18 protein-coding genes and 1 pseudogene are annotated in these 23,344 nt (G+C 50.0%); 7 read left to right on the forward strand and 12 right to left on the reverse strand.

The window, feature by feature from the left end:
- Both AT746_RS07090 and AT746_RS07095 read right to left on the reverse strand, forming a co-directional pair.
- The gene (locus AT746_RS07090; RefSeq protein WP_062478350.1) at positions 1-1,071 is read right to left on the reverse strand and encodes a DUF3083 family protein; all 1,071 of its coding nucleotides are present in this window, start codon (positions 1,069-1,071) and stop codon (positions 1-3) included.
- Between the two features lie 467 nt (positions 1,072-1,538).
- Positions 1,539-1,718 carry a hypothetical protein gene (locus AT746_RS07095; protein WP_062478353.1) on the reverse strand — a complete coding sequence of 60 codons (180 nt, stop codon included), beginning with the start codon at positions 1,716-1,718 and terminating at the stop codon, positions 1,539-1,541.
- A 72-nt stretch (positions 1,719-1,790) separates the two neighbouring features.
- Between AT746_RS07095 and AT746_RS07100 the strand changes: the two genes are divergently transcribed.
- The 4 genes from AT746_RS07100 to AT746_RS20200 all read left to right on the forward strand — a co-directional run bounded on the left by AT746_RS07100 (position 1,791) and on the right by AT746_RS20200 (position 6,252).
- Positions 1,791-3,698 (forward strand): M1 family metallopeptidase, encoded by a 1,908-nt coding sequence (locus tag AT746_RS07100; protein ID WP_062478355.1) that lies wholly within the window; start codon positions 1,791-1,793, stop codon positions 3,696-3,698.
- 131 nt (positions 3,699-3,829) lie between these two features.
- Positions 3,830-4,054 (forward strand): hypothetical protein, encoded by a 225-nt coding sequence (locus AT746_RS07105; RefSeq protein WP_062478358.1) that lies wholly within the window; start codon positions 3,830-3,832, stop codon positions 4,052-4,054.
- Between the two features lie 242 nt (positions 4,055-4,296).
- A complete protein-coding gene (locus AT746_RS07110; RefSeq protein WP_062478361.1) occupies positions 4,297-4,698 on the forward strand; it encodes a hypothetical protein in 402 nt (133 codons plus the stop codon).
- Positions 4,699-4,944: 246 nt separating this feature from the next.
- Positions 4,945-6,252 (forward strand): methyl-accepting chemotaxis protein, encoded by a 1,308-nt coding sequence (locus AT746_RS20200; protein WP_062478364.1) that lies wholly within the window; start codon positions 4,945-4,947, stop codon positions 6,250-6,252.
- 23 nt (positions 6,253-6,275) lie between these two features.
- Here the strand turns inward: AT746_RS20200 and AT746_RS07120 are convergent, their stop codons facing one another.
- Entirely contained in the window at positions 6,276-6,971 is a 696-nt protein-coding gene (locus tag AT746_RS07120) for a DUF6445 family protein (protein ID WP_257721084.1), read from the reverse strand.
- Positions 6,972-7,054: 83 nt separating this feature from the next.
- Complete coding sequence (locus AT746_RS07125; protein WP_062478370.1) at positions 7,055-7,960, reverse strand: LysR family transcriptional regulator; 906 nt, start codon at positions 7,958-7,960, stop codon at positions 7,055-7,057.
- A gap of 157 nt (positions 7,961-8,117) precedes the next feature.
- Between AT746_RS07125 and AT746_RS07130 the strand changes: the two genes are divergently transcribed.
- Positions 8,118-9,452 (forward strand): aminotransferase class III-fold pyridoxal phosphate-dependent enzyme, encoded by a 1,335-nt coding sequence (locus AT746_RS07130; RefSeq protein ID WP_062484059.1) that lies wholly within the window; start codon positions 8,118-8,120, stop codon positions 9,450-9,452.
- Between the two features lie 23 nt (positions 9,453-9,475).
- Positions 9,476-10,956: pseudogene (locus AT746_RS07135) on the forward strand (CoA-acylating methylmalonate-semialdehyde dehydrogenase).
- A gap of 154 nt (positions 10,957-11,110) precedes the next feature.
- Here AT746_RS07135 and AT746_RS07140 read toward each other — a convergent pair.
- On the reverse strand, positions 11,111-12,460 hold the full coding sequence (locus AT746_RS07140; protein WP_062478373.1) for a KamA family radical SAM protein: 1,350 nt from the start codon (positions 12,458-12,460) through the stop codon (positions 11,111-11,113).
- A gap of 321 nt (positions 12,461-12,781) precedes the next feature.
- Here AT746_RS07140 and AT746_RS07145 point away from each other — a divergent pair, with 321 nt between their 5' ends.
- On the forward strand, positions 12,782-14,845 hold the full coding sequence (locus AT746_RS07145; RefSeq protein WP_062478376.1) for a TonB-dependent receptor: 2,064 nt from the start codon (positions 12,782-12,784) through the stop codon (positions 14,843-14,845).
- A 45-nt stretch (positions 14,846-14,890) separates the two neighbouring features.
- On the opposite strand, the gene AT746_RS07150 is transcribed toward AT746_RS07145, so the two are convergent.
- The 7 genes from AT746_RS07150 to AT746_RS07180 all read right to left on the reverse strand — a co-directional run bounded on the left by AT746_RS07150 (position 14,891) and on the right by AT746_RS07180 (position 23,344).
- On the reverse strand, positions 14,891-15,475 hold the full coding sequence (locus AT746_RS07150; protein WP_062478379.1) for a hypothetical protein: 585 nt from the start codon (positions 15,473-15,475) through the stop codon (positions 14,891-14,893).
- 33 nt (positions 15,476-15,508) lie between these two features.
- On the reverse strand, positions 15,509-17,200 hold the full coding sequence (locus AT746_RS07155) for a hypothetical protein (RefSeq protein ID WP_062478382.1): 1,692 nt from the start codon (positions 17,198-17,200) through the stop codon (positions 15,509-15,511).
- A 94-nt stretch (positions 17,201-17,294) separates the two neighbouring features.
- On the reverse strand, positions 17,295-18,416 hold the full coding sequence (locus AT746_RS07160; RefSeq protein ID WP_062478385.1) for a PD40 domain-containing protein: 1,122 nt from the start codon (positions 18,414-18,416) through the stop codon (positions 17,295-17,297).
- Between the two features lie 311 nt (positions 18,417-18,727).
- Positions 18,728-19,555, reverse strand: a complete 828-nt coding sequence (locus AT746_RS07165; protein WP_062478388.1) for a type II secretion system protein N — start codon at positions 19,553-19,555, stop codon at positions 18,728-18,730.
- A gap of 98 nt (positions 19,556-19,653) precedes the next feature.
- Positions 19,654-20,931 (reverse strand): NAD(P)/FAD-dependent oxidoreductase, encoded by a 1,278-nt coding sequence (locus tag AT746_RS07170; protein ID WP_062478391.1) that lies wholly within the window; start codon positions 20,929-20,931, stop codon positions 19,654-19,656.
- 65 nt (positions 20,932-20,996) lie between these two features.
- The gene (locus AT746_RS07175) at positions 20,997-21,680 is read right to left on the reverse strand and encodes a TorF family putative porin (RefSeq protein WP_062478393.1); all 684 of its coding nucleotides are present in this window, start codon (positions 21,678-21,680) and stop codon (positions 20,997-20,999) included.
- Between the two features lie 167 nt (positions 21,681-21,847).
- The gene (locus tag AT746_RS07180) at positions 21,848-23,344 is read right to left on the reverse strand and encodes an aldehyde dehydrogenase (RefSeq protein ID WP_062478395.1); all 1,497 of its coding nucleotides are present in this window, start codon (positions 23,342-23,344) and stop codon (positions 21,848-21,850) included.

The raw sequence follows: 23,344 nt of genomic DNA on the forward strand, positions 1-23,344 counted from the left end.
CTAACTAAGCATATAGCTGATATGCTGGTGGAAACGCACGATCATCTCGTTACGCATTGGATCCAGTTGCAATGTTTTGGCTAAGTTGTTGAGCGCTGCTTCTACCCGGTTCATAAAGTGGCCGTAGCCAGACTCTGTGTTGTCTTCATCGCCAGCCACAATAATAAAGTGGGCAGTTTCCACCAGGTTATCTGCCTGCCAGTGTCGGGAAAACTGGTGCTTGTCGTGTGCGGTGTCAAAGCTGATTTTCTGCAGTTCGGTATTGTGCTGTGATTGATCCACCTGGCTGTTACGCACCAGAGGGGTCAGGCCATTTGCCACCAGGGCCAGACGGAACAGGTTCTTGTCTTCACTGGCCTGTAAAAAGGCCTTTTCCAGCGCCTCGTATAAGGGTGAGAAGTCCGTATCACCAGGTTTGAGATAGCGCTGTTTGAGCTGCCGGGTGAGTGGCAGATTGACTGTGACGTAACTGATAGCGGAGTGATTCTCTGGCATATCACACTGGCGCGCACGGTATCTGGGATAAAGACCACGCAGCTTGTAGCCATAGGTTTCTTTCTGGCCTTTGGCACTGGCAAACAGATCATAAGACAGATGCTGATGGTCGCGAATTTTCACCTGTAGCTGCGGATCCGGTAACAGACCTTTTAAGCTTTCCAGTAACTGGCTTACCTTACTATGAAACTCAGCCGCGTGAGCGCGGATCTCTGTGCCGGTGGCCAGAAATACCAGGCGGATCTTACGGGCCTGGTAATCAGGCTTAGTGAACAGATTCTGGGCCTCGTGATACTGAGGATCGTAGAAAAACAGAATCTGCTTTTCTGTCTGCAAACAGTAAGCCTCATGGTGATAACGCACCACCGGCAGCTTGTCGTTAGCAATCATGTGCACATTGTGCAGACCAAACTCATCGGCCAGGGCAAAAAACTGCTGGCTGAGCTTCTGATAACACTCTGCCGGATTCTGATAATGGCGGTAAAATGCCTCATCGGGTTTAATTTCAGCCAGAATATACTGGTTTGATTTGGCGTTGGTGGGGATATACACACGGTGTTTGGAATTAATCGCCATTGTTGCTCCTTTTGTATCAGGTGGAGATAAAGTGTTGATACAAAAGATAGCAGTTGTGACAGATTATTTTATTGCGCCAGATCAGAGCGTGTTGAACTTTGCTGTATATTTTTTGCTACGAGTTGCGCAGTATTGCAGTATTTATACAATGAAGCACGATTGTGGTGTAGTTGTTCTACATGAAAGAGTGCTGAAGCGGTAGAAATGCTGCGCAAACGTTGCCCGAAGGGTTCGTCCTAAACGCTTTTTACTCTTTATGATAGACTCCTGTCTTTCACCGCTTCGCGGCCAGCTAAAGCTGTTTTATGGCGTTCCCTACGCCATAATGTTGCAGCATTTTGACTTAATCCATTAGGCCTGTAAAAAAGTGCCGCGATTAAAAAGCGTTTAGTTAGAACGAAATTCATACAGCAAAGTTCAACACGCTCTGAAGTTTTGATGACTATTCTGTTGCTGAGCAATACGCATTAGCCGGCAAACACCAGATACAACAGCTGAGTAATCAGCAGTATCATCACCAGTGGCCAGACCCAGCGGCCGAGCTTACCCATTTGTTCTTCTGACATGCGCACCTTTGAGCGCTCCAGTAACGGGATAATGATCACCAGGGCCAGAAACAGCAGAGCAAGAATATAGAATACCGTCATATCATCTCAATTTGTGGCAAAATAAAAGTACCAGTCTGCATAATAATCTCATCATAACCATAAGGATAAAAGATGAAAGCCATACATTGCGCATTGTTATTCAGTGCCACGCTTTTGCTGGGGGCCTGCGATTCAGGCACCAGTCAGTCTCCTCAGACAACGCTATCTGCGGAAGCGCCGGTGGCCACAACAGACAGCCCCGATACTATTGAGGCGCAAAAAGACTATCACTCATTTGCCAACCCCGATGAAATTCGTGTCACCCATCTGGATTTGGATCTGGAAGTGGATTTTTCCAACCGTGTGCTTTCTGGTGAGGTGATGTTGCAGTTCGAGCGCAGCAAGATAAATGCCTCTATATTGATACTGGATACCCGCGATTTGGATATTCACGGTGTGACCTCCATGGGCCAGCCGGTGGAATACAGTCTGGGCGAAACCGATCCTCACCTGGGCACGCCGCTGCAGATAAAAGTGCCAAAAAGTGCCCAGCATGTGACAGTGCAGTATAGTACTTCACCTCAGGCATCCGGCGTGCAGTGGCTGACACCTGAGCAAACCGCCGGTAAAGCGCATCCGTTTTTGTTTACACAGGCGCAGGCCATTCATGCCCGCAGCTTTATTCCACTGCAGGATTCTCCACAGGTGCGGGTGACCTACAATGCCAGAATTCACACCCCTGAAGAGTTACGGGCCGTGATGAGCGCTGCTAATGATCCCGAGGCAGAAAAATCAGGTGTGTATGAATTTACTATGCCGCAACCTATTCCTTCTTATCTGATTGCACTGGCTGTGGGAGATCTGGAATTTAAAGCCATGGGCGAGCGCACGGGCGTGTATGCTGAAAAAGAGATTCTGGATGCTGCAGCGAAGGAATTTGAAGATACTAAAGCTATGCTGATTGCCACCGAAGAGAAGTTTGGCGCCTACAGCTGGGACAGGTATGACCTGCTGATCCTGCCGCCATCTTTTCCTTTTGGTGGTATGGAGAATCCCCGTTTGTCCTTTATCACGCCCACGGTGATCGCCGGTGATAAAAGCCTGGTATCTCTGATAGCCCATGAGCTGGCTCATTCCTGGTCCGGTAATACCGTTACCAATGCCACCTGGCGGGATCTGTGGCTGAACGAAGGCTTTACCACCTATCTCACTTACCGGATCATGGAAATGATCTATGGTGAAGAACGTGAACAGATGGAGTTTGTATTGGGGATGGAATCCTTGAAGGCCGATATCGAAGCCCTGCCTGAAGAGGACGAGATACTTGCCATTGATCTGCGTGGCCGCGATCCCGATGAGGTATTCTCTGATATTCCCTATGAGAAAGGGGCACTCTTTGTGCGCGAACTGGAACAAAAAGTCGGTCGCGAAGCCTTTGATGACTTTTTAATGCAGTATTTCAAAGACTTTGCCTTTGAGAGTATTACCACTAATCAGTTTGTCAGCTATCTGGACCAGACCCTGCTAAAAGATCATGCGGATAAGTTGTCCCGTGAGCGCATTCATCACTGGATCTTTGAACCGGGTATTCCACAGGGGGCTCCGGAGGCTGAGTCCGATGCTTTTGTGAAGATAGACAAGGCCAGAGAACAGTGGCTACAGGGCGAGATTCAGGCTTCGGATATCAGCACTGGTAACTGGAATACCCACCAGTGGCTGTATTTTCTGAATAATATGCCCGATAAATTAACTGAAGCCCAGATGGCTGAACTGGATTCTGCCTTTTCGCTGACCCAGGCAGGTAATAACGAGATTGCTCACAGCTGGCTGCTTATGGCGGTGAATAACCAATACCAGCCAGCCTATGAACGTCTTTATGATTACCTTACCCGTATCGGCCGCAATAAACTGGTTAAGCCTTTGTATCAGGCACTGTCAAAAACCCCCGAAGGTAAAGCTTTTGCTAAAAAGGCGTTTGAGGAAGCCAAACCCGGCTACCACCCGCTGACCATTAAAGCTAACGAGGATTTCGTCAATTAAATAAGAAAGACGCTTATGTTGGCCGGCATTTCTGCCGGCCAATCAAACTGATAAAAAACTGACATGGATCAACCTGTATTTGTCATAGTGGTTTAGGCTAAGGCAATACGCAGACTAGATTCAGGTCTCATATGACCAATCAGGCGCTCATAAAACTTCTTAAAATGATCATGATTGTCGGTATTATCCTGATTGTTATCGGGGTCTTCCTGCATTTTAGCCCGACAGTTCAGGCTATGGGCGTCAGTGGTATTCTGCTCAGTGCCTGTTGTGTGGCTTTTGGTATGATTCTCTCCCTGCCCACTAAGATCTATCTGACCTTTTTGCTGATGAAACATGAGTCAGATAAACATTAGCTCCACAACCCGGTTCCCAGCCTGCTCTAAAACTTTAGTCGTAATCACAGTAAAGCCAGGCATTTAACCCCTTCCTGAAACTAAAAAATTAGGCAATATTAGTCACTTACCTGATTATTTGTGGGTCGAAAAGCCAGAATTTAGTCGACTTCCGGATGATATGGGACATGTTCAGCAAATTGTAAGAGAACAGAAAGTCCCTTATTGCTGATTATTAATTACGAAACAAGAAAGGAGTGATGATGAAACAGATTAAAATGCTGGTTATCTTTTTGATATTTGCTGCCGGAGCGGCCGCTGAGGGTGAACTGGAAGGAGTATGGGAACTGGTGTCCGGTGAGTATGTTGACCCGAAGGGGGAGTTGGTTGACTACCAGACAATGAAAATGAAGTCGCTTAAGATTATCTCTGATTCTCACTTTAGTTTTACATCAATGAAAGGGGATGAATTCTGGGCCTCTGGCACTGGAAAGTATGATTTCAAACAAGGCAAATACACTGAAAAATTGCACTACAACTCATTTGGAGCCGAGCCCGGCAGCGAATTTTCTTTTGATTCAAAACTCGAAGGTGAATATTGGTATAACAGTCGTTGGGACGGCGATAAACGGGTTGAATATGAGGTGTGGCAAAGAATCGAATAATTGGCGTAAGCACCTTTAAGGGGTGGCATGACGTCATAGGTTTTATAGCTGCCCCATATCCTTTGCAGAGCCGTCTGCATGTTTTCTGGCACAATTTCCCCCGGCCTGCTAAAGGATTAGGTGAAGTTGTCAGTGAAAAACTGATCCATTACTAAGCCTCTACTGTAACTATCACCTTGATATAATCTTATGGAATATAAATAGACAAGGAGGGCATTTACCTATTATGTACTAGAGGTGCAGTTAATGTTCAATCGTGGCCTTGTGAAACACATTGATCAACTAGAGCGTGAATTGAGTGAACAGCGTGCACTCGTGCAATCGATACAGAGCAACGTGGCCTACATTGAGTTCACCCCGGCCGGTGAAGTACTGATGGCTAATTCTCCATTTCTTGCTGTGATGGGATATCAGGAACGCGAAGTAGTTGGTCAGCATCACCGTATCTTTTGCAAGCAAGACTATGCACAAAGGCTTGAATACAAGCAATTTTGGCAGGACTTGCAAGATGGCAACAGCAAAGCCGGTACATTTCAGCGAAACAATAGCAGTGGCGAGCCGGTATGGCTGGAGGCCACCTACTTTCCCATTATCCTCAACCACAAGGTCGTAAAAGTAGTAAAAATCGCAACGGATGTCACCAGTGAGTTTATTTCTTTGCAATCACAGCTGGCAGTGTCAAAAGCGCTCGACAGAAGTATGGCAATTATTGAGTTCACCCCTGACGGCACTATCATCAAAGCCAATGATAACTTTATGCAAGTGATGGAGTGTAAAGAAGCGGATATCGTTGGGAAGCACCATAAGATATTTTGCTCTGAAAAGTTTTATCAGGAGAATCCTGATTTCTGGCGTAACCTGCGAGACGGAAATATGCAGACTGGCCAGTTTGAACGTATGAGTCTGAAGGGTAAGTCGGTATGGTTGGAGGCAACCTATAATCCGGTTTTAAATGAAAATGGTCGAGTGGAAAAAGTCATTAAGTTTGCCGCTGATATCTCACAGCGTGTTGAGGAGGCACAGGCTGTGCGTAAAGCGGCCGAAGTGGCCTATTCTACTGCGGTGGAAACCGCTCAGATAGCAGTGCAGGGCGCAGACATTCTTACCAACGCCATCAGTACCTCGAGTGACATCGAAGGGCAGGTTGGCGAATTGATGAGCTCTATCGAAGAGCTTAATCAACAATCGGATCAAATTGGAGCGATCGTCTCTACTATCAGTGCAATCGCAGAACAAACTAATTTACTGGCCCTGAATGCGGCTATTGAAGCAGCCCGGGCCGGGGATATGGGGCGAGGTTTTGCTGTGGTGGCGGACGAGGTCAGGCAACTGGCTTCCCGCACCAGTCAATCCACACAGGAAATTACAGAGGTGGTAAAACGCAACCAGTTGCTAACCCAAAACGTTACTGAACAGATTACCTCAGTATCGCATAGGGCCAAGCAGGGGAATGAGTTGACCAAAGAGGTGGCTCAGGTCATAGAAGAGATTAGCGCCGGAGCTGAGAATGTGTCTCAGACCGTTTCCGGCCTGTCTCAGAATCCGGACTCGTAAACCTTACCTGATGACCTCATTCGTTATTTAAATTCAATAAACAGATTGGCAGTGAGCCTGCCCGTTTGCGGGTTGGCATCAATATCGGTGTCTGGATCTATCAGTCCGGAGTGAAGCAATGTACCGGGATAAATCATCAGCCTGTTCTGTTGATAGGAGATTGTCTCTGTGATGACAAAGTGTTCGTCACTTTGTGTCTGATAGCGTGATGGCGGCTCGCCATGCTCTGCCATGTAGGCTTCTGCAGATCCTTTGAATGTTTCAAAGCGGGATGCATTTATATTCTCAAAGCCGCTTGGTCCGTGTCTGAAAAAGCCGGTTCCTCCCCGTGGGCCCGGTGCCAGGTAATGCATAATGGCAAAATAGTAGGGTGACAAATTGTCAAAATGGGGAACCCGTTGCAGCCGGGCCAGCTTTTCAGGTGCAGTGCTGACAAGAGAATAGTATTGATTCAGCGGATAGAGTTTAAGGTGTTTGGGTATCTGATACAGATCCGTGATTAATGAATAAACTGCCTGCAACAGGGTTTTGGTGTACTCATGGGGTAACGGAGCCCGAACGCCGGGGTAGGCCGCCTTTTGAGGTGATGTAAACTCTCTTTGTTGTGCTGTCTCAAGCAGAGGTTGCAGATCGGTGGCAAGATTGTCCATCACAATTACCGGAGTGCGCTCAAGACCAGGCCTCAGAATATCGATATTTGCATCAGGGTTGAGTTGGATATACGCCTCCTTTGATTAGCAGTGGTAATAATATGAGCTCAGTTTCCAGACTAATAGTTAATGGAAACTCTTGTCTACCTGCATTAGTCCGTCATTCCCAGCGCTTGCAGAAACACATCCAGTACCCGCCGGTTGCGCTGGGCCTGGCGGGTGGCGATATAAAAATCTGTGGTAAGACTGAATTTCTCGGGCAGGATAGCACGCATCTCGCCCTTATCTACCCAGCGGCTGGCGTAGTGGTCGGGTAAGAAGCCGATATATTCGTGGGTCAGCACCAGAAAAGCCACGCCATCACGGTTGTTGGAGGTTGCCGCAACATCCAGATTGTCGAACAGCTGCGGCAGGTTCATCTGTTCGGCATAGACGGGCAATACGGCACTGCACTGTTGAATATTTTCAAGCTTATCAGGCTGGTTGAACAGGGGGTGCTGCTCTGAGCAGTACAGCGAACTGGTTTCGCTGTACAATGGGTGCAGTTTCAGACCATCGATGGATGTCAGGCTGGGCATGACCCCCACATCAAGCTCACCTTCCAGAAGTGCCAGGGTGATATCCGCCGGGTTGCTCATACGGATATTTACTTTCACTTCACTGCTGGTTTGTTTGAGTTTGGCCAGCGCCTGACTTATGGTGCGATGGGGGATGCTGACCAGATTATCGATAATGCCGATATTCAGCTCACCCTTGAGTACAGAGTAGGTATTGTTCACCTCTTCCTGGAATTGTTCGGCAGCGCTCATTAGCCTCAGTGCGGCTTCGTAGACGGTCTGTCCTTCCAGTGTCAGGCTGAATCCGGCCCGGCCCCGGGAACAGAGCTTCATGCCCAGGCGTTTTTCCAGATCGGAGATATAGATAGAAATCGCCGAGCGACTTAACCCCAGTATGCTCTCTGCGCCGGTAAAGCTGCCCGCCTGGACAACGGCAAGGAAGGTTTTCAGCAGTTTCAGATCCAGATTACTGACCTGGCGCAGTTTTCGTTGATTGAGCATGACGGCTGGGATTCTTAGTTTAAGTAAATCAAAACTGAACTGTATCAGTTGTGAATTTATCCGCACAAGTTTTTATCATAAATTAATCACAACGATAAAAGAGGATCATAGTAAAACAACAATCCTCATTCCGGCAGAAACACAACAGGACAGCATTATGTCAAGTCAAACTAAGCCTACCCCTGAATCCATGCGCCATCACTGGCTGGCATTTACCAGCAATCGGCGTTTTCATCAGTCGCCTAGGCTGGTCAGTAAAGCAGAGGGACTGTTTTACCATACACCGGATGGCCATAAGCTCTATGATAGTCTTTCGGGGTTGTGGTGTTCGCCCCTTGGTCACGGTAATCAGGCGATCAAAGAGGCCATCACCGGGCAGTTAGATGAACTGGACTATGCACCAGCCTTTAATGTCAGTCATCCCAAGGCTTTTGAATTATCAGAAAAACTGGCGGCGCTGGCACCCGGTGATCTTGACCATGTGCTGTATTGCAGCTCCGGCTCAGAAGCGGCCGATACCGCGCTGAAACTGGCTCGCGCCTATTGGCGGGCCAAGGGTAAACCGGAGAAAAGTAAATTTATCGGCCGGGCTAAGGGCTACCATGGCGTAAATTTCGGCGGCATTTCCGTTGGCGGTATCGGTCCTAACCGCAAAAGCTACGGTCAGACACTGGATGCCTACCATTTGCCCCATACCTGGCTGGCAGAAAATGCCTTCAGCCGTGGCCTGCCCACTGAAGGTGATCACCTGGCCGATGCCCTGAATCAGATTCTCGAAGTGCAGGACGCCAGCAATATTGCGGCAGTGATTGTCGAGCCGATGGCCGGTTCCGGCGGCGTCATCATTCCTTCGGCCGGTTATCTGAAGAGATTGCGCGAGCTTTGCGACAAGCACGATATTCTGCTGATTTTTGATGAGGTAATCACCGGTTTCGGGCGCATGGGCGAGGTATTCGGGGCCGATTATTTTAATGTGCAGCCGGATATTCTCACCTGCGCCAAGGCGCTGACCAACGGTGTGGTACCCATGGGGGCAGTGATCACCAGTCAGGAAATCTATCAGACTATGATGGATCAGCCCGGAGATGAATACAGTATCGAATTTATGCATGGCTATACCTATTCCGCGCACCCTCTGGCCTGTGCAGCGGCGCTGGCCAGCATCGAACAGATCGCCAACCCTGCCATGATGGAGCAGGTGAGGGGATTGAGCGAGCTATTTGAAAATGCGATTCACGATCTCAGGGGCCTGCCACTGGTGGAAGACATTCGTAATATCGGTCTTGCCGGTGCGGTTCAGATTGAAATGGACCCGGCTCACCCTCTGAAACGGGCCAGCGACATCAGTGCCCGTTGTTGGGAAAAGGGCGTGTATGTGCGCTTCGGTGGCAATAACTTAAGTTTTGCGCCGCCTTTTATCAGCCAGCCACAGGACATTCATGAGATTTTTGCCCGGGTGGCCGAAGCCATCACCGAGTACGCTAAAGCTTAAAAAACTTATCAAGGATTTAATTAATGCAAACACTTACCCATTGGATAGATAACCAGGCCTTTAATACCGGCGAACCTGTGCTGGAGGATATCAATCCGGTCAATGGTGAGATCCTCGCCACTGTGCCACTGGCCTCACAGGAAACGGTAGACAAAGCCGTTGCCAGCGCGGTGAACGCCCAGCAACAGTGGGCTGCTACCCCGGTACATAAACGTGCTCAGGTGATGTTTAATCTGCGAGGATTGATCAAACAGCACCAGGATGAGATGGTGGAGCTGATCAGCCTGGACAATGGTAAAACCCTGGCTGATGCCAGGGGTGAACTGCAACGGGGCCTGGAAGTGGTGGAATATGCCTGCGGCGCGCCTGAGCTGTTAAAAGGCGAGCACAGCCGCCTGGTGGCCAGCGATATCGACAGCTGGTCAGAGTTTCATGCACTGGGTGTTGTGCTCGGCATTACGCCCTTTAATTTTCCGGCTATGGTGCCGCTGTGGATGATCCCCATGGCGCTGATTTGTGGCAATGCCTTTATTCTCAAACCCTCGGAAAAAGTGCCACTGGCCGCAGCCAGACTAGGTGAGTTGCTGGCAGAAGCGGGGGCACCGGCCGGGGTATTTAATATTGTTCATGGTGGCCGTGATACTGCTGAGGCGCTGATCGATCATGGTGATATCAAGGCCGTGAGTTTTGTCGGCTCTACTGCTGCGGCCAAAGCCATTTACCAGCGCGCGGCTGGTGCCGGTAAACGGGTACAGGCCCTGGGCGGCGCCAAGAACCATGCGGTAATTATGCCCGATGCGGATCTGGAAAACGCGGCAGCGACTTTGATTGGTGCAGCTTTTGGCGGCACCGGACAACGCTGTATGGCCATCAGTGTAGCGGTTTGTGTGGGTGAGGATACTGCCGATCGACTGATTGAGCATCTGCTGCCGAAAATAGATGAACTGAAACTCTCGGCGGATAACAATCAACAGGCGGATATGGGACCGTTGATTGACCAGATTGCGGTAAACCGGGTTAATACTATTCTCGGCGAAGCCAAAGAGCAGGGCGCACAGCTGGTGCGTGATGGTCGCGATTATGCCATGTTACCGGCGAAGGGCTGTTATGTTGGGCCGAGTCTGGTGGATAAGGTGACCGATTCCATGAGCTGTTATCAGCAGGAAATTTTCGGCCCGGTGCTGAGTCTGGTCAGAGTCAAAGAGCTGGATGATGCCATTGCACTGGCCAATGCCCATATGTATGGCAACGGCGCCTGTATCTTTACCGAAAGTGGTGCGGCGGCGAATCGCTTCAGCAATAAGGTTGAAGCCGGTATGGTGGGGGTGAATGTCCCGCTGCCGGTGCCCATGGCCTTTCATAGCTTTGGTGGCTGGAAACAATCCTTGTTTGGTGATTTACATGCTTATGGCCCGATGGGGTGCGTTTTTACACCAAACGCAAGACGATTACTCAGCGCTGGTTAAAACAGACCGGCCATTCTACCGCGTTTGGACAGTTGTAAAATTATCAGTCGTCAGTTTTCAGTGGGCAGAAAAAGCGCGGAGGAGCAATTTCACCGCAGAGTCGCTGAGAACGCAGAGGCTTACCTGGTTTAGTCCGGTTTTCTCTGCGATCTTCGCGTCTCCGCGGTGAATAAGAGTAATGCCGAATTTAGTTTAGTCGGCTTTTAACATGGCCTCGTATTCATCCTGCCAGAAGAACTTTTGTTCGCCGAAGGCGGGTTTAAGGTCATTCAGCCATGTAGCAGTTTCGTCATATTCGGCGAAAAAGGGCAGTTGTACCCAGTCAGGGTTACGGGCCTGGATAAAGCGCAGCACAAAGACTTTCTCACCTTTAACTTCAGCCACCCCTGAGATCTCAACTTTGCCGGGGCCAGCACTCATTGATGGCCCGCGTACGGTGCGACTGACACCGGATACCTGCTGATAGGCCTGGCGGAAAATTTCCCAGGTCTTATACAGCGGGATCTCAAAGTAACGTTTGGCACCGGTATCGCGCTCGATAAACATATAGTAGGGCACGATGCCGAGCTGGGTCTGTTCCTTCCACATGTTCGCCCACATATCGGCGTCGTTATTGATGTTATTCAAAAGCGGTGCCTGTGAGCGGATCTGCGCGCCGGTGGCACGAATACGGCGGATGGCTTCACGGGTGATATCGGTGCGCAATTCCTGAACATGGTTAATATGGGCCATAAAGGATACATGTTTGCCCGCTTGTACCAGCTTGCTGATAAGATCCAGCAATGCCTCAGCGTCGGGGTCAGTCACATAACGAAAGGGCCAGAAGGTCAGCGATTTTGTGCCGATTCTGATAGTGCGGATATGATCAAATTCCGGCTGAGTCAGGGCTTCAAGGTAGGCCTGTAGTTTAACCGTACGCATCACCATGGGGTCGCCGCCGGTAACCAGCAGATCTGTGACTTCTTTATGTTCGCGCAGGTACTGATGCAATTGTTCGGCATCATTATTATTAAAGCGGGTGGCTTTGCCGACAAACTGTGCCCAGCGGAAACAGAACGTGCAATAAGAATGACAATACTGGCCCTGTGCCGGGAAAAACAGCACAGTTTCACGGTACTTGTGCTGCATCCCTTCGACCCGTTCGCCATCAAGCTGTGGCACATTATGATCCGTTTGTCCGGCCGGGTGGGGGTTAAGTCTGGCGCGAATATCTTCCGCCAGCGCCATCACCTGCTCTGAACTTGGATCGGTGCGTAATAATGACGCCATCCGGGCATAGGAGTCATCATCCAGCATACCGCGCTGTGGGAAGGTAAGCTGGAACAGCGGATCGTCAGGTACATTGTCCCAATCAATCAGCTCATCGATAACAAAGTTATTTACCCGGAAAGGGAACACGCTGGCCACCACTTTCATCTGGAAGCGCAGGTGCTCAGGCAATTGCTTTAGCTGCTCGATTTTATCGATTTGTCTGTGCTGATAGGCCTTGAAGCCAGGCGATCTGTAGCTCTGTGCGGACTGTATCTGAACGACTTGCTGCATAGGTTTCCTTTAGTAGGGGTGCAAAATGCAGCGTACTCTAACAAAATTGCATGGGGATTTCAGTGCTTAGGAATAAAGCCTGTTATGAATCCTTTACAAGTCTGATATTCAGAGCAATCAAATGCGTTTTTATTAGTTAGAGTGCGAATTATAAGTATGGCTTGCTCAGGCGCTGCAACAACATAGTATCCTCCTGTTAAGCACAGATACTTTTATCTTCTATAATTTGATAACAAAAAATAACTCCCTGATTTATACCAGATTAATCACCCTGGTATCCGGCAGTGTTTCAGGGCCGACAAGGATTTCACGGAGGAAGTGATGAAGTGCACTTTTCCCTTTGCATCTGCCGTTTTGATGCTGAGTTCAGCAGGTTTTGCCCAGGAGCATGACAACATGGAAGTGATCTATATCACCAGTGAAAGGGTGGCGAGATCAACATTGCATACGCCTTACTCTGTAGAGCAATTTAGCGCAGAAGATATTACCGCCGGGCTTTACCGAAGCTTGCCGGATATTTTCAAAGATGCCGCTGGCGTGATGGTACAAAAAACCGCCTATGGGCAAGGCTCTCCCTATATTCGAGGTTTTACCGGCTTCAGAACCTTATTCCTGGTAGATGGTGTGCGTTTGAATAACGCCATCTTCAGGGAAGGACCAAATCAGTACTGGAATACGGTCGATGCTTTTTCAGTGGGTCGCATGGAGCTGCTGAGAGGGCCCTCTTCAGCCCTTTATGGTGCTGACGCGATAGGCGGGACAGTGCAGGTGTTCAGCACAAGGCTGGATACGGATGTTTACCGTTCTGAACAGCTGATTGATTACTTTTATCGCGGTGCCAGTGCTGAGCACTCCAATATTCTGCGCAGCAGCCTCCGCTCGGAAGCTCCAGGGCAGGCCTTTATGGCCGGCGCAACACTTAAGGACTTTGGTGATTTGACCAGAGGCCAGGGGATTGAGCAACCCAATACGGGGTACGATGAGTACAATCTGGATGCGAAATGGGTCAGGACACTGAATGAACAATGGCAACTGAGTGCGGCGGCATTTTACACTGAGCAGGATGACGTACCCCGCACTCACCGAACGATTTACTCCACTTCTTTTGCCGGTACCAATCTGGGCAATGAGCTGAGACGGGATCTCAGCCATAAACGCTTTATGGGATATGCCCGTCTTGATGCCGACAAGCCATTTGATGCAGTCAACGACTTACAACTGACGCTGTCCTGGCAAACACAGAAAGAGCGCCGCGACAGAGAAAGAACGGATAATCGCTCTGACACACAGGGTATTACCACCGATACTGTGGGCTTACAGGCCCAGTTTACTTCTGAATATGCTGATATTAACTGGGTTTACGGGCTGGAGAGTTATATTGATTCGGTCGACAGTTTCTCTAGCGGGAATCCTGTTCAGGGGCCAGTTGCCGATGATGCCCAGTATCAGTGGCATGGCTTATACCTGCAGGGACGGGGAGCGCTGACTTCCAGGCTGGATCTCTTGGCCGGAGCCAGGTTTAACCATATGCGCGTTGATGCGGATAAGGTTAGCGATCCGGTAAGCGGCGACGCGATGGGTGTTGAAAACAGCTGGAGCAAAACGGTATTTAATCTGATGTTTAATTACCGACAGTCTGACTCGCAGAGTTTTTATGCTGGCATTGCTCAGGGCTTCAGGGCTCCTAATCTGTCAGATTTAACCCGTTTTGACAGTGCCCGTAGCAATGAATTTGAAATTCCCAGCACAGATCTCAAACCTGAGCACTTCACGAATTACAGTCTTGGCTATAAATTTTACGCATCAGCAGCCATAGTCGATGTCTCGTTATTTTATACCGATATCAGAGATCAGATTGAGCGCTTTGTAACAGGTAATATCAATGCTGATGGTGAGTTTGAGATCAGTAAGGCCAATATTGGTGACGGACATGTAAAAGGGTTGGAGTTAAGGCTCAGTTATCCTGTCAGCAAAGAAATTAAGGGCTCGCTTTTGGCCGCTTATGTCAGTGGTAAAGTCGATACCTTTCCGGGCTCGGAACAACGACTCACCAGCGAGTATCCCAGCAGACTGATGCCGACTTCGGTGCGCATTGGGCTGGACTACGAGCCTGTGTATCAGGACTGGGGCGGACAACTGCAATGGTATCTGGTTGAGCGTGCAGATAGGCTATCCACCAGAGACAGAGGGGATACCCAGCGTATTCCACCGGGTGGTACGCCCGGTTATGGTACGCTGAATATCTCGGGTTTTTATCAGGTCAGCAATAAACTGAGATTACAACTGGAGGTGGAGAACCTGTTTGATAAGGATTATCGCATCCATGGCTCAGGGCAAAATGAGGCGGGCCGGAACTTTATTCTTGGGATACAGGGCAGTTTCTAAAAAAAATGCTGCCCCCTCGGGCAGCATTTTTAACTGGGATCTTATTCAGCTTCTCCGTCGTTTAAGCAGTAGAAGCGCTGGCAGTAACATCAGCCAGAAAGCCGCAGGTTCGTTGATGCTGTTGGTAATAAGTGCATTGGCGGTACTGGTAATCTCCAGTGGGTCGCCAAATACGTCACCCATGCCATAAATCGTACCTATCTCAACCCAGGTGAAACTGTTTTCAGGCAGAAAGTCGACGCTAAAGCTGATGGTGGCGAGACTGAAACTATCCGGTTGCAGGGCATTCAGTTCACTGTCTGTAAGAAAACTGACTACAGACAGGCCCAGGGTACCGAGACCATCATCGCCCAGGCTAAAGTCAAAAGCTTCAAAAAAGTCGATATCACCCAACATATTGGTAAGGGAATAGCTGCTGATGGAGACCACTGCAGGATCATAGAGTATATCCAGATCAAAATCCCCAAGAGAGTCAGGCCCCCCATCACCGAGACCGCCAATCATCAGATCAAGGACCACAGTATCGCCTGTTTCAGCAAAACTGACACTGGGTGTCAGTGACAGGAAAGCGGCATGGCTGCTGGTCGTCACCAGCGCCAGCGCAATCAGTAAACTACGTATCATTTTCATTGGTTTAACTCCGTTTGTTAGTGGTAACTCGGTTTATGGGCTGGTAGCGCACCGTGAATAAGTGCACTGCCGTGCACACTTACGGGCATCGTTGACATTGATATAGCCATTGCCGTCAATATCCAGCATTGGGTCGCCTGGAGGGACGGAAACATTGCGATGAGCACCGATAAGTTGTATGTCAAGAGTATCTACCTGACCATCCAGGTTGGCATCACACATCAGCCCATTATCTTCGAACGTGCTGACGCTCAAATCTGACAATATGGGAGATGTTCCACCGGCATCAGGTCGAAGGGTGGTTCTGATTTGAATAAACTGTCCTGTTAGTCCCAGGCCACCGGCATTGTTGCTTACCGGCATATACGCCATTAAGCCAAGATCAGCCTGATTGTCGGCACTGCGGGCCTCAACGGTGATGCTGCCGCCTGCAGGGATAAAAGCTTCTGGTTCATTATTCCAGCTGATCAGATCCCATGGGGTGCCGGCACTGCCGCCATCTGTAATTACTGTCCAGATACCGGTTGGGTCAGTCTGGTTACGTGCACCAAACCCGGTAGCATCACTGTATGTGTAAGGAGCACGGCCGACTGGTATGGTGGAGATAAAATTGCAGTCGCTGTCGTACTGAGACACGCTGTTTGAACTCAGATTAATGGTCCAGATGCGTCCGCCCTGACCCACAATAGGCCCTCTGCCGCCTAGCGTGCTGACGCTGCATTCAGGGGTTGTATTGAGATCTCCGGCGCCATCAGTGACAAATTTACGTAGTGTCGGGGTGCCAAACCAGACCGCACCATCCCCATCGACAGCAACGCCTGTGCCGCCGCCGGCAATACTAAACTGAAAGCTGTTGGTAGCCGGATTAAAGGCATGTAGGGTACTGCCGAGATACACCCTGTCATTCCCTAATACAATGCCGTAATTACTCTGACCGGTGCGGTTCTGAACCCAGGTATTGGTGTTGGTATCGAGCTCTACCAGGGTAGAACCCAGGGTGGCACCCCAGAGCGTACCGTCCGAGTCAACCGCACAGCCATAGTTGCTGATATTGGTAGTGATGGGGCCGGCAAGCATATTGCCGTTCTGGTCAAATTTGTAATAGGCTCGCTCACCGGTAAAGGTGCCCGCCCAAAGATTCCCGTCAGTATCGAGGCACAAAGAGCGCCCCAGGTGAGCAGGACCGGCAAATGGTGAGATCCAGACTACCCGTTCATCTCTGAACTCCTCTATCTGAATAATGCCATCATTATTGTCATCAACCACAGGTAGCATCTCATCAGGGGTAATCATGCAGTCGTTGTTCAGGTCTTGTGAGGTATCGATCACCCCGTTTCCATTTCTGTCCACACCACCTTCAGCGACAATCTTGAGTAATTCAGGTGGACGGTTGCCTGAAAAGTTCCGATTGGCTACATATACGTTACCCTCGGTGTCTACCGCGGTTCTTGATGGAGCCGGGCCTGAGAAGGCGCCGTGATTTGCAAGGGCGTTGGGGTCACCAAATGCGGTCAGATATCGGGCTTCCTCACAGCCATCTCCGTCGGTGTTAATTCTGGACATAGTATCTTCACCGGCATTGGCAACCCAAAGTACCGGAAAGGTGTCTCCAATCACATTCAGTTGCAGCTGATTGTTGTTGGGAGCATCATGGTTCAGTGAGTTGAGTAAACCCAGATCAAAATCTGCGTCAGTGGTGTAGGTAGTTGTTGCAGCACTAACCATTCCTGCGCTACACAGGACTGATATTGCGCCTGCAAATATCTTTATTGTTAGCCGTTTCATTAAAGCTTCCTCCTATTGCAATGCTTGTCAGGCTTTAATGCCTGGCAAGTTGCGCTATAGATTTGGGAAGTACGGCAGGTTCTGGCACGGGTTGACTTTGATAGCCCTTAGCCGGAGAGACTGCCCATAGTCTGTCACCGGCTAAGTCCAGTGCAAACACATTGGAGTATCTCCCGCCTTGCCAACTTACCATCAATATTCCTGAGTCATCTGCCAACCAGATTGCGTCATCTATCTGGTGTTGAGCATCAGTAAAACTGCGTTGCTGGGAACCATCTTCCTTCATAGTATGAAGTTGTGTGCGCCCATAAGGCCCACGGGTTGATAGAAACAGAATTTCTCCTGTTTGGTGTGACCACTGTGGTAGTGAATCTGAAGAAGGTAAGTGGGTCAGCTTACGCTCTTCACTTAAACTTAAATCGTATTGATAGATATTAAACTCGCGATTTCGGCGGGAGTGATAAACCAGACGCCCGGAATCCGGTGCCCAACTGGCTTTGCCGTCTTCATGTTTGGGATTGTTGGTTAGTTGCCGATGTTCAAGGGTGTCAAAATTCACTATCCAGGTGTCCGCTTTGGCCCGGATATTGAATTTTAGGTAGGCAATCCGTTTGCTGTCGGGAGACCACCGGGGAGAATCATAACTTGCGTCATTATCGCTGGTAATCTGCCGGATATCGGAGCCATCAGGGCGCATGGTATAAAGGTGGATGACGCCGTCGTGACGGTCAGATGAGAAGACGATCCAGTTACCATCCGGTGACCAGCGGGCCTGGCCATCATAGCCCGGATGGTTTGTCAGACGAGTCTGCTGACTGCCATCAGCCTTCATCAGATAGATTTCTGCGTTACCTGCATTTCTGTTGGAGGTAAACAGAATAGCGCTGCCATCGGGTGACCAACTGGCCTCATAGTCATCACGATCTGTATTGGTTAGCTGATGCAATGCACTGCCATCGATGCCCACAGTGTAAATTTCTCTGTCACCATCCTGGTTAGAAACAAACAGCAGCCGCTGTTGATAATTTTCAGTACTCTCCGGTTGCTTGGCAGATCTTTCGTTGTCTGAGCCACCGGTAAGATCAGAAGAGCACCCCAACAGATGCAGCCATGTGGCTAACAGGCCAATTTTCAGTACACAGATTACAGGTTTCACCACTTGCTCCTTCACTCTTTTAAGTGAGGCAGTACAGCTTTGCCTTAAGTCTCAGATTAATGTTCAGCGACAGGGGGATGGCAACCGGCTTATGGGTAGGGTCGGTAAGATGGGACAGCTTCAACGCCATCACATCCCGAAATCGTACGAAATTTAAGCATAATCAGCGCCAGCTTTATAAGTTGTTGAATGCTAAACAGTTCCTTTAATGACCTGTGGGAGATATGTATCAAATTGTAAATTTACCCGACATTTTTCTTAACTATCAGCTGGTTGCAGTCGAGACTCTGAAAGTGAAATATCGCTGATAGCTATAAAACATCATGGGGTGGATCGATAAGCACTGTCATTACCTGTCCTTGCCGTCTGATTGAGAGCTGCAGAGGCCCGGGAGTCTGAAACAAAGCACTTGCCTGTCCAATCCCTTCGGTACTGGTCATGCTGACTCCGTTTATCTCAGTGATGATATCTTCTGACATCAGACCCAGTTGCAGGAAAATACTGGAGTCGCCTCTGGGAGTCGCCAACAGCCCGTTTAGTATCCCCTGCTCGTAAACCGGCTTGACCGCAATATATTGGCCAAGGTCAGGGGGGACAGCTTTTGACTTTTCATCAAAAGCTGAATTCTCCCTGCTGGAGCTTGAGAGGCCGGGCTGATGAATACTCATTTGCAGATAAAGTGTATGTGAACTCTCCTGGTATTGTATGACAGCGCTTTTTGCTCCTATCTGTGTTAACAGAACCTGATGATGATACACACTGTCACCAATGGAATAGCTATTCTGATTACCCTGATATTCGATAATGGCGTTACTGCCGAGGTTGTCACTGCTTAATACAACACCGACCAACAACAAACGATGGGTATCTAAGGGAAAGCGGGACTGCGTGGAATCAGAAGTAGTGAGCTGCGCCTGGTGGGTGAGATCTGGCTCAGCAGAGTAGCTGGTGGACAATACGGGGTCAGTCATATCAGACTCAATCGACTGAGCATTTTCTGAATCAGAAAGCGTACTCAGCCAGTTGGTGTTCAGGATGCCGGTGACCAGCGTAATTACCAGAATCAGTACCAGTACAATCAACAGACCGAATACAGGCGCTGATTTGCGCGCCCGGGGTTTATTAGCGCTATCCAACATCAGGCTCTCCCTGTATCTCCGGGATATAGGTTTTTAGGAGCTTAAAAGATAGTCGAGATTCTCTTTAAAACATAATGTGAACTAGTGTTCAGATTTCATCAAATCCCCAGCATATCCCGCAGGTTATAGTAGCTGGCGCCCAGTGCCGTAAAGGGGATTTGCAGGGCGCGTCCGCCCAGCATCGGCAGATGGGGCAGCTTACTGAACACATCGAAGCGCTCCGCCTGGCCTTTGATGGCCTCACTCACCACTTTGCCGGCCAGGTGGGTGCTGGTTACACCATGGCCGCTGTAGCCCTGCATATAGTAAATATTTTTGCCCAGGCGGCCAAATTCCGGCAGCCGCGAGACGGTGAGCAGGAAATTTCCGGTCCAGGCAAAGTCGACTTTTACCCCTTTTAGCTGAGGGAAGGTTTTTTCCATCTTCGGGCGGATCAGACGCTCAATATCTTCAGGATCCCGGCCACTGTAGACCACACCACCACCGTATAACAGGCGATGATCGGCGGTAGTGCGATAGTAATCGAGCAGATAATTGCAGTCTTCCACACAGTAATTGGCGGGCAGCAGCTCGCGGCAAGTGTCTTCGCCGAGTACTTCGGTGGTGATAATCTGGGTGCCACAGGGCATGGAGCGTTTCATCAGCTCCGGCAGTACATGGCTCAGATAGGCATTGGCTCCCACCACCAGGAAATCGGCGCTGACCGAACCTGTGGCCGTATGTACTTTGACCCGTTCACCTTTTTCTACTTTGGTAATCGGGCTTTGCTCAAACAGCTCTCCGCCAAGTGCTTTTATGGCTCTGGCTTCTCCCAATGCCAGTTTAAGGGGCTGGATATGCCCGCTTTTACCGTCGGTGAGGCCGCCGGTATAGCGATCAGATTTCACAATTTTACTCAGGGAGCTTTTGTCCAGCAGTTCCATACTGTCATTGCCGTATTGCTGCCAGAGTTTCTGATGTTCTTCCAGGCCTTTGAGCTGTTTGTGATTCAGCGCCACAAAGGCGCCGCCATCAACATGGTCACAGTCAATCTTATGCTCCCGGATCAGGCTGCGGATAATATCGCCGCCTTCGAACATCATCGCGCCCATGGCTTTGCCCATGTCCTGGCCATACTTTTTGGCAATAGTATCCACATCACGGCTGTAACTGTTAACTATCTGCCCACCGTTGCGGCCGGTGGCGCCAAAGCCAATACGATTGGCCTCCAGTAAAACCACTTTGTAGCCGGCTTTGGCCAGATGCAGCGCAGAAGAAAGCCCGGTAAATCCACCGCCCATGATACAGACATCAGCCTGAATATCTTCACTCAGTGTCGGGTAGGGGTTATCTGTATCTGCGTTAAACGCATAGTAACTGTTGATATAGTCGCTCATGGAAACTCCTGAATAACACAGCCCGGCGAGTAGCCGGGCTTCTTCTGAGGCTGATCTCAGTTCAATTAAAAATTGTAGCTGACAGAGGCAGTGAATTTGGATGAGTCGTCTTCATCCAGATTGTTGTACCAGGCACTTAAATCAAAGGAAAAGTCATTGTAATCCTTAGTCAGGCTGATACGGCCCCAGTTGTAGCCATAGCTTTCACTGTCTTCATCCCAGCCCTGACGCCCGTACTCAAACGCCAGTCCCATATCATCACCCAGGTCATACTCGGCCACAGCGGAGACATGCAGTGCACTCATGTCATCACCAAAACCTTTGGCGGCGATGCTGTCATTGGTATAGTCCAGATTCAGACTTAAGGTGAGGCTGTCACTGACAGGGCGGATCAAAGCACCGTGCAGTTCGAAGTAGTTATAATCGGCATCATCCAGCAGCGCATAATAAATCACCATCAGATCGTATTCGAAGCCGTTTTCCATTTCACCGTAGTAACCGGCAAACAGATCCACTTCCACATCACTGGTTTCACCATCGTCAGTTTGCGAGGCCCAGGTGCCGGCATACCAGCCGGTGTCGCCTTCCCAGTCGATGCCACCCTGCAGGGCCGGGCTTTTATCATTCAGGGTTACACCACGGAACATATAGTCCGAGGCCAGGGTAACGTAGCCACTGACATCTGCCTGCGCGCCAAGGGTCATGGCACTGAGCAGCGAAGCGGTTAGCAGTTTATTTCTTAGTTTCATGGTCTATGTCCTTCTCCGGGTTATTGTTGTTATCCGGTTTAATTACCGGTTCACTTGGGTCAGGCGCCGGGTATAACACGAGGTGCCCGCTGTCACCGGGCAAGCCGGTGTCCGGCTGCCGGTAAATACCGGCGGCCAAATTTGGTGTTAAGGGTAAAAAGAGCGGCTTAGTCCAGCTCTATCCAGGTGGTTTTCAGCTCGGTGTATTTCTCCAGAGCATGCAGAGATTTGTCCCTGCCGTTGCCCGATTGTTTAAAACCGCCAAAGGGCACGGTCATATCGCCGTCATTGTAGTTATTGATCCACACCGACCCCGCTCTGAGCTGCTTCGACAGCTTATGGGCGCGGGACAGACTGGCGGTCCATAATGCGGCGCCAAGTCCGTAATCACTGTCATTGGCAATAGCGATGGCATCCTGTTCGTCATCGAAGGGGATCACCGACATCACCGGGCCGAAGATCTCTTCTCTGGCGATGGGCATCTGATTAGTAACAGCGGTGAAAATAGTGGGCTCCACAAAGGCCCCTTTGTCAACGTCCAGTGCTGCCTTACCGCCAAGGGCCAGAGTGGCACCGCCTTGCTTGCCTTTGTCGATATACTGCAGCACGCTGCCCTGGTGCTGTTTATCTACCAGCGCACCCATATTAGTGTCGGGGTCGAGGGGATCGCCGGGCTTGAAGTTCTGACTGGCCTGGCGCACTTTTTCCACAAACTCATCGTGGATGCTGCGCTCAACCAGCAAACGGGTGGCGGCAACGCAGACTTCGCCCTGATTGTAAAAACAGCCGCTGGCAGCACTGCGGGCGGCCTTGTCCAGATCGGCACAATCGGCAAACACGATGTTGGGGTTTTTACCCCCGGCTTCCAGCCACACCCGTTTCATATTTGACTCACCGGCGTAGATCATTAACTGGCGGGCGATACGGGTAGAGCCGGTAAAGGCCAGACAATCCACTTGCATATGCAAAGCCAGCGCCTTGCCCACGGTATGGCCATAGCCGGGCACAACATTAAATACGCCATCGGGAATGCCCGCGTCACTGGCCAGCTGCGCCAGTTTTATGGCGGTGAGAGAAGATTTCTCCGATGGCTTAAGCACCACAGAGTTACCCGCCGCCAGAGCCGGGCCGATTTTCCAGCAGGCGATCCACAACGGAAAGTTCCAGGGTGTAATCGCCGCTACAACACCGATAGGTTCACGGGTAATGGTGGCCAGCACATTGGCTTCTGTTGGGGCGACTTCGTCATAAATCTTGTCAATAGCCTCGGCGTGCCAGCTGATCACTTCCGCTGCACCGGGAATATCGACGTTATAGCTTTCGCTGATGGGTTTACCCATATCCAGGGTTTCCAGAGCGGCCAATTCTGTACGGTGCTCCAGCATCAGTGCGGCAAGTTTGAGTAGTACCTGTTTACGCTGTTTAGGCGCCATATTACGCCATGTTCCGGCCTCAAAACTATGGCTGGCAGCCTGTACGGCCTTTTCGGCGTCCGCCTCTTCACATTCGGCGATCTGAGCGATTTGCTCGCTGTTGGCCGGATTGATACAGGCAAAGGTTTTTTCGCTTTGAGCGGCAGTGTACCCGCCGTTGATAAAGGCCCGCCCCTCAATCTTTAAGCTTTTCACGTACTCTTGCCATTGGTTCAGGTTATCAGGTGCCAT

Source organism: Lacimicrobium alkaliphilum, from assembly GCF_001466725.1.
GTDB lineage: Bacteria > Pseudomonadota > Gammaproteobacteria > Enterobacterales > Alteromonadaceae > Lacimicrobium > Lacimicrobium alkaliphilum_B.

Excerpts from the sequence above, each read along its gene's own strand:
- AT746_RS07095 (WP_062478353.1), bottom strand. The coding sequence starts at position 1,718 with ATGACGGTATTCTATATTCTTGCTCTGCTGTTTCTGGCCCTGGTGATC.
- AT746_RS07180 (WP_062478395.1), bottom strand. The coding sequence starts at position 23,344 with ATGGCACCTGATAACCTGAACCAATGGCAAGAGTACGTGAAAAGCTTA.
- AT746_RS07110 (WP_062478361.1), top strand. The coding sequence starts at position 4,297 with ATGAAACAGATTAAAATGCTGGTTATCTTTTTGATATTTGCTGCCGGA.
- AT746_RS07125 (WP_062478370.1), bottom strand. The coding sequence starts at position 7,960 with ATGCTCAATCAACGAAAACTGCGCCAGGTCAGTAATCTGGATCTGAAA.
- AT746_RS07150 (WP_062478379.1), bottom strand. The coding sequence starts at position 15,475 with ATGAAAATGATACGTAGTTTACTGATTGCGCTGGCGCTGGTGACGACC.
- AT746_RS07140 (WP_062478373.1), bottom strand. The coding sequence starts at position 12,460 with ATGCAGCAAGTCGTTCAGATACAGTCCGCACAGAGCTACAGATCGCCT.
- AT746_RS07090 (WP_062478350.1), bottom strand. The coding sequence starts at position 1,071 with ATGGCGATTAATTCCAAACACCGTGTGTATATCCCCACCAACGCCAAA.
- AT746_RS07170 (WP_062478391.1), bottom strand. The coding sequence starts at position 20,931 with ATGAGCGACTATATCAACAGTTACTATGCGTTTAACGCAGATACAGAT.
- AT746_RS07175 (WP_062478393.1), bottom strand. The coding sequence starts at position 21,680 with ATGAAACTAAGAAATAAACTGCTAACCGCTTCGCTGCTCAGTGCCATG.
- AT746_RS20200 (WP_062478364.1), top strand. The coding sequence starts at position 4,945 with ATGTTCAATCGTGGCCTTGTGAAACACATTGATCAACTAGAGCGTGAA.
- AT746_RS07100 (WP_062478355.1), top strand. The coding sequence starts at position 1,791 with ATGAAAGCCATACATTGCGCATTGTTATTCAGTGCCACGCTTTTGCTG.
- AT746_RS07165 (WP_062478388.1), bottom strand. The coding sequence starts at position 19,555 with ATGTTGGATAGCGCTAATAAACCCCGGGCGCGCAAATCAGCGCCTGTA.
- AT746_RS07145 (WP_062478376.1), top strand. The coding sequence starts at position 12,782 with ATGAAGTGCACTTTTCCCTTTGCATCTGCCGTTTTGATGCTGAGTTCA.
- AT746_RS07155 (WP_062478382.1), bottom strand. The coding sequence starts at position 17,200 with ATGGTTAGTGCTGCAACAACTACCTACACCACTGACGCAGATTTTGAT.
- AT746_RS07130 (WP_062484059.1), top strand. The coding sequence starts at position 8,118 with ATGTCAAGTCAAACTAAGCCTACCCCTGAATCCATGCGCCATCACTGG.
- AT746_RS07105 (WP_062478358.1), top strand. The coding sequence starts at position 3,830 with ATGACCAATCAGGCGCTCATAAAACTTCTTAAAATGATCATGATTGTC.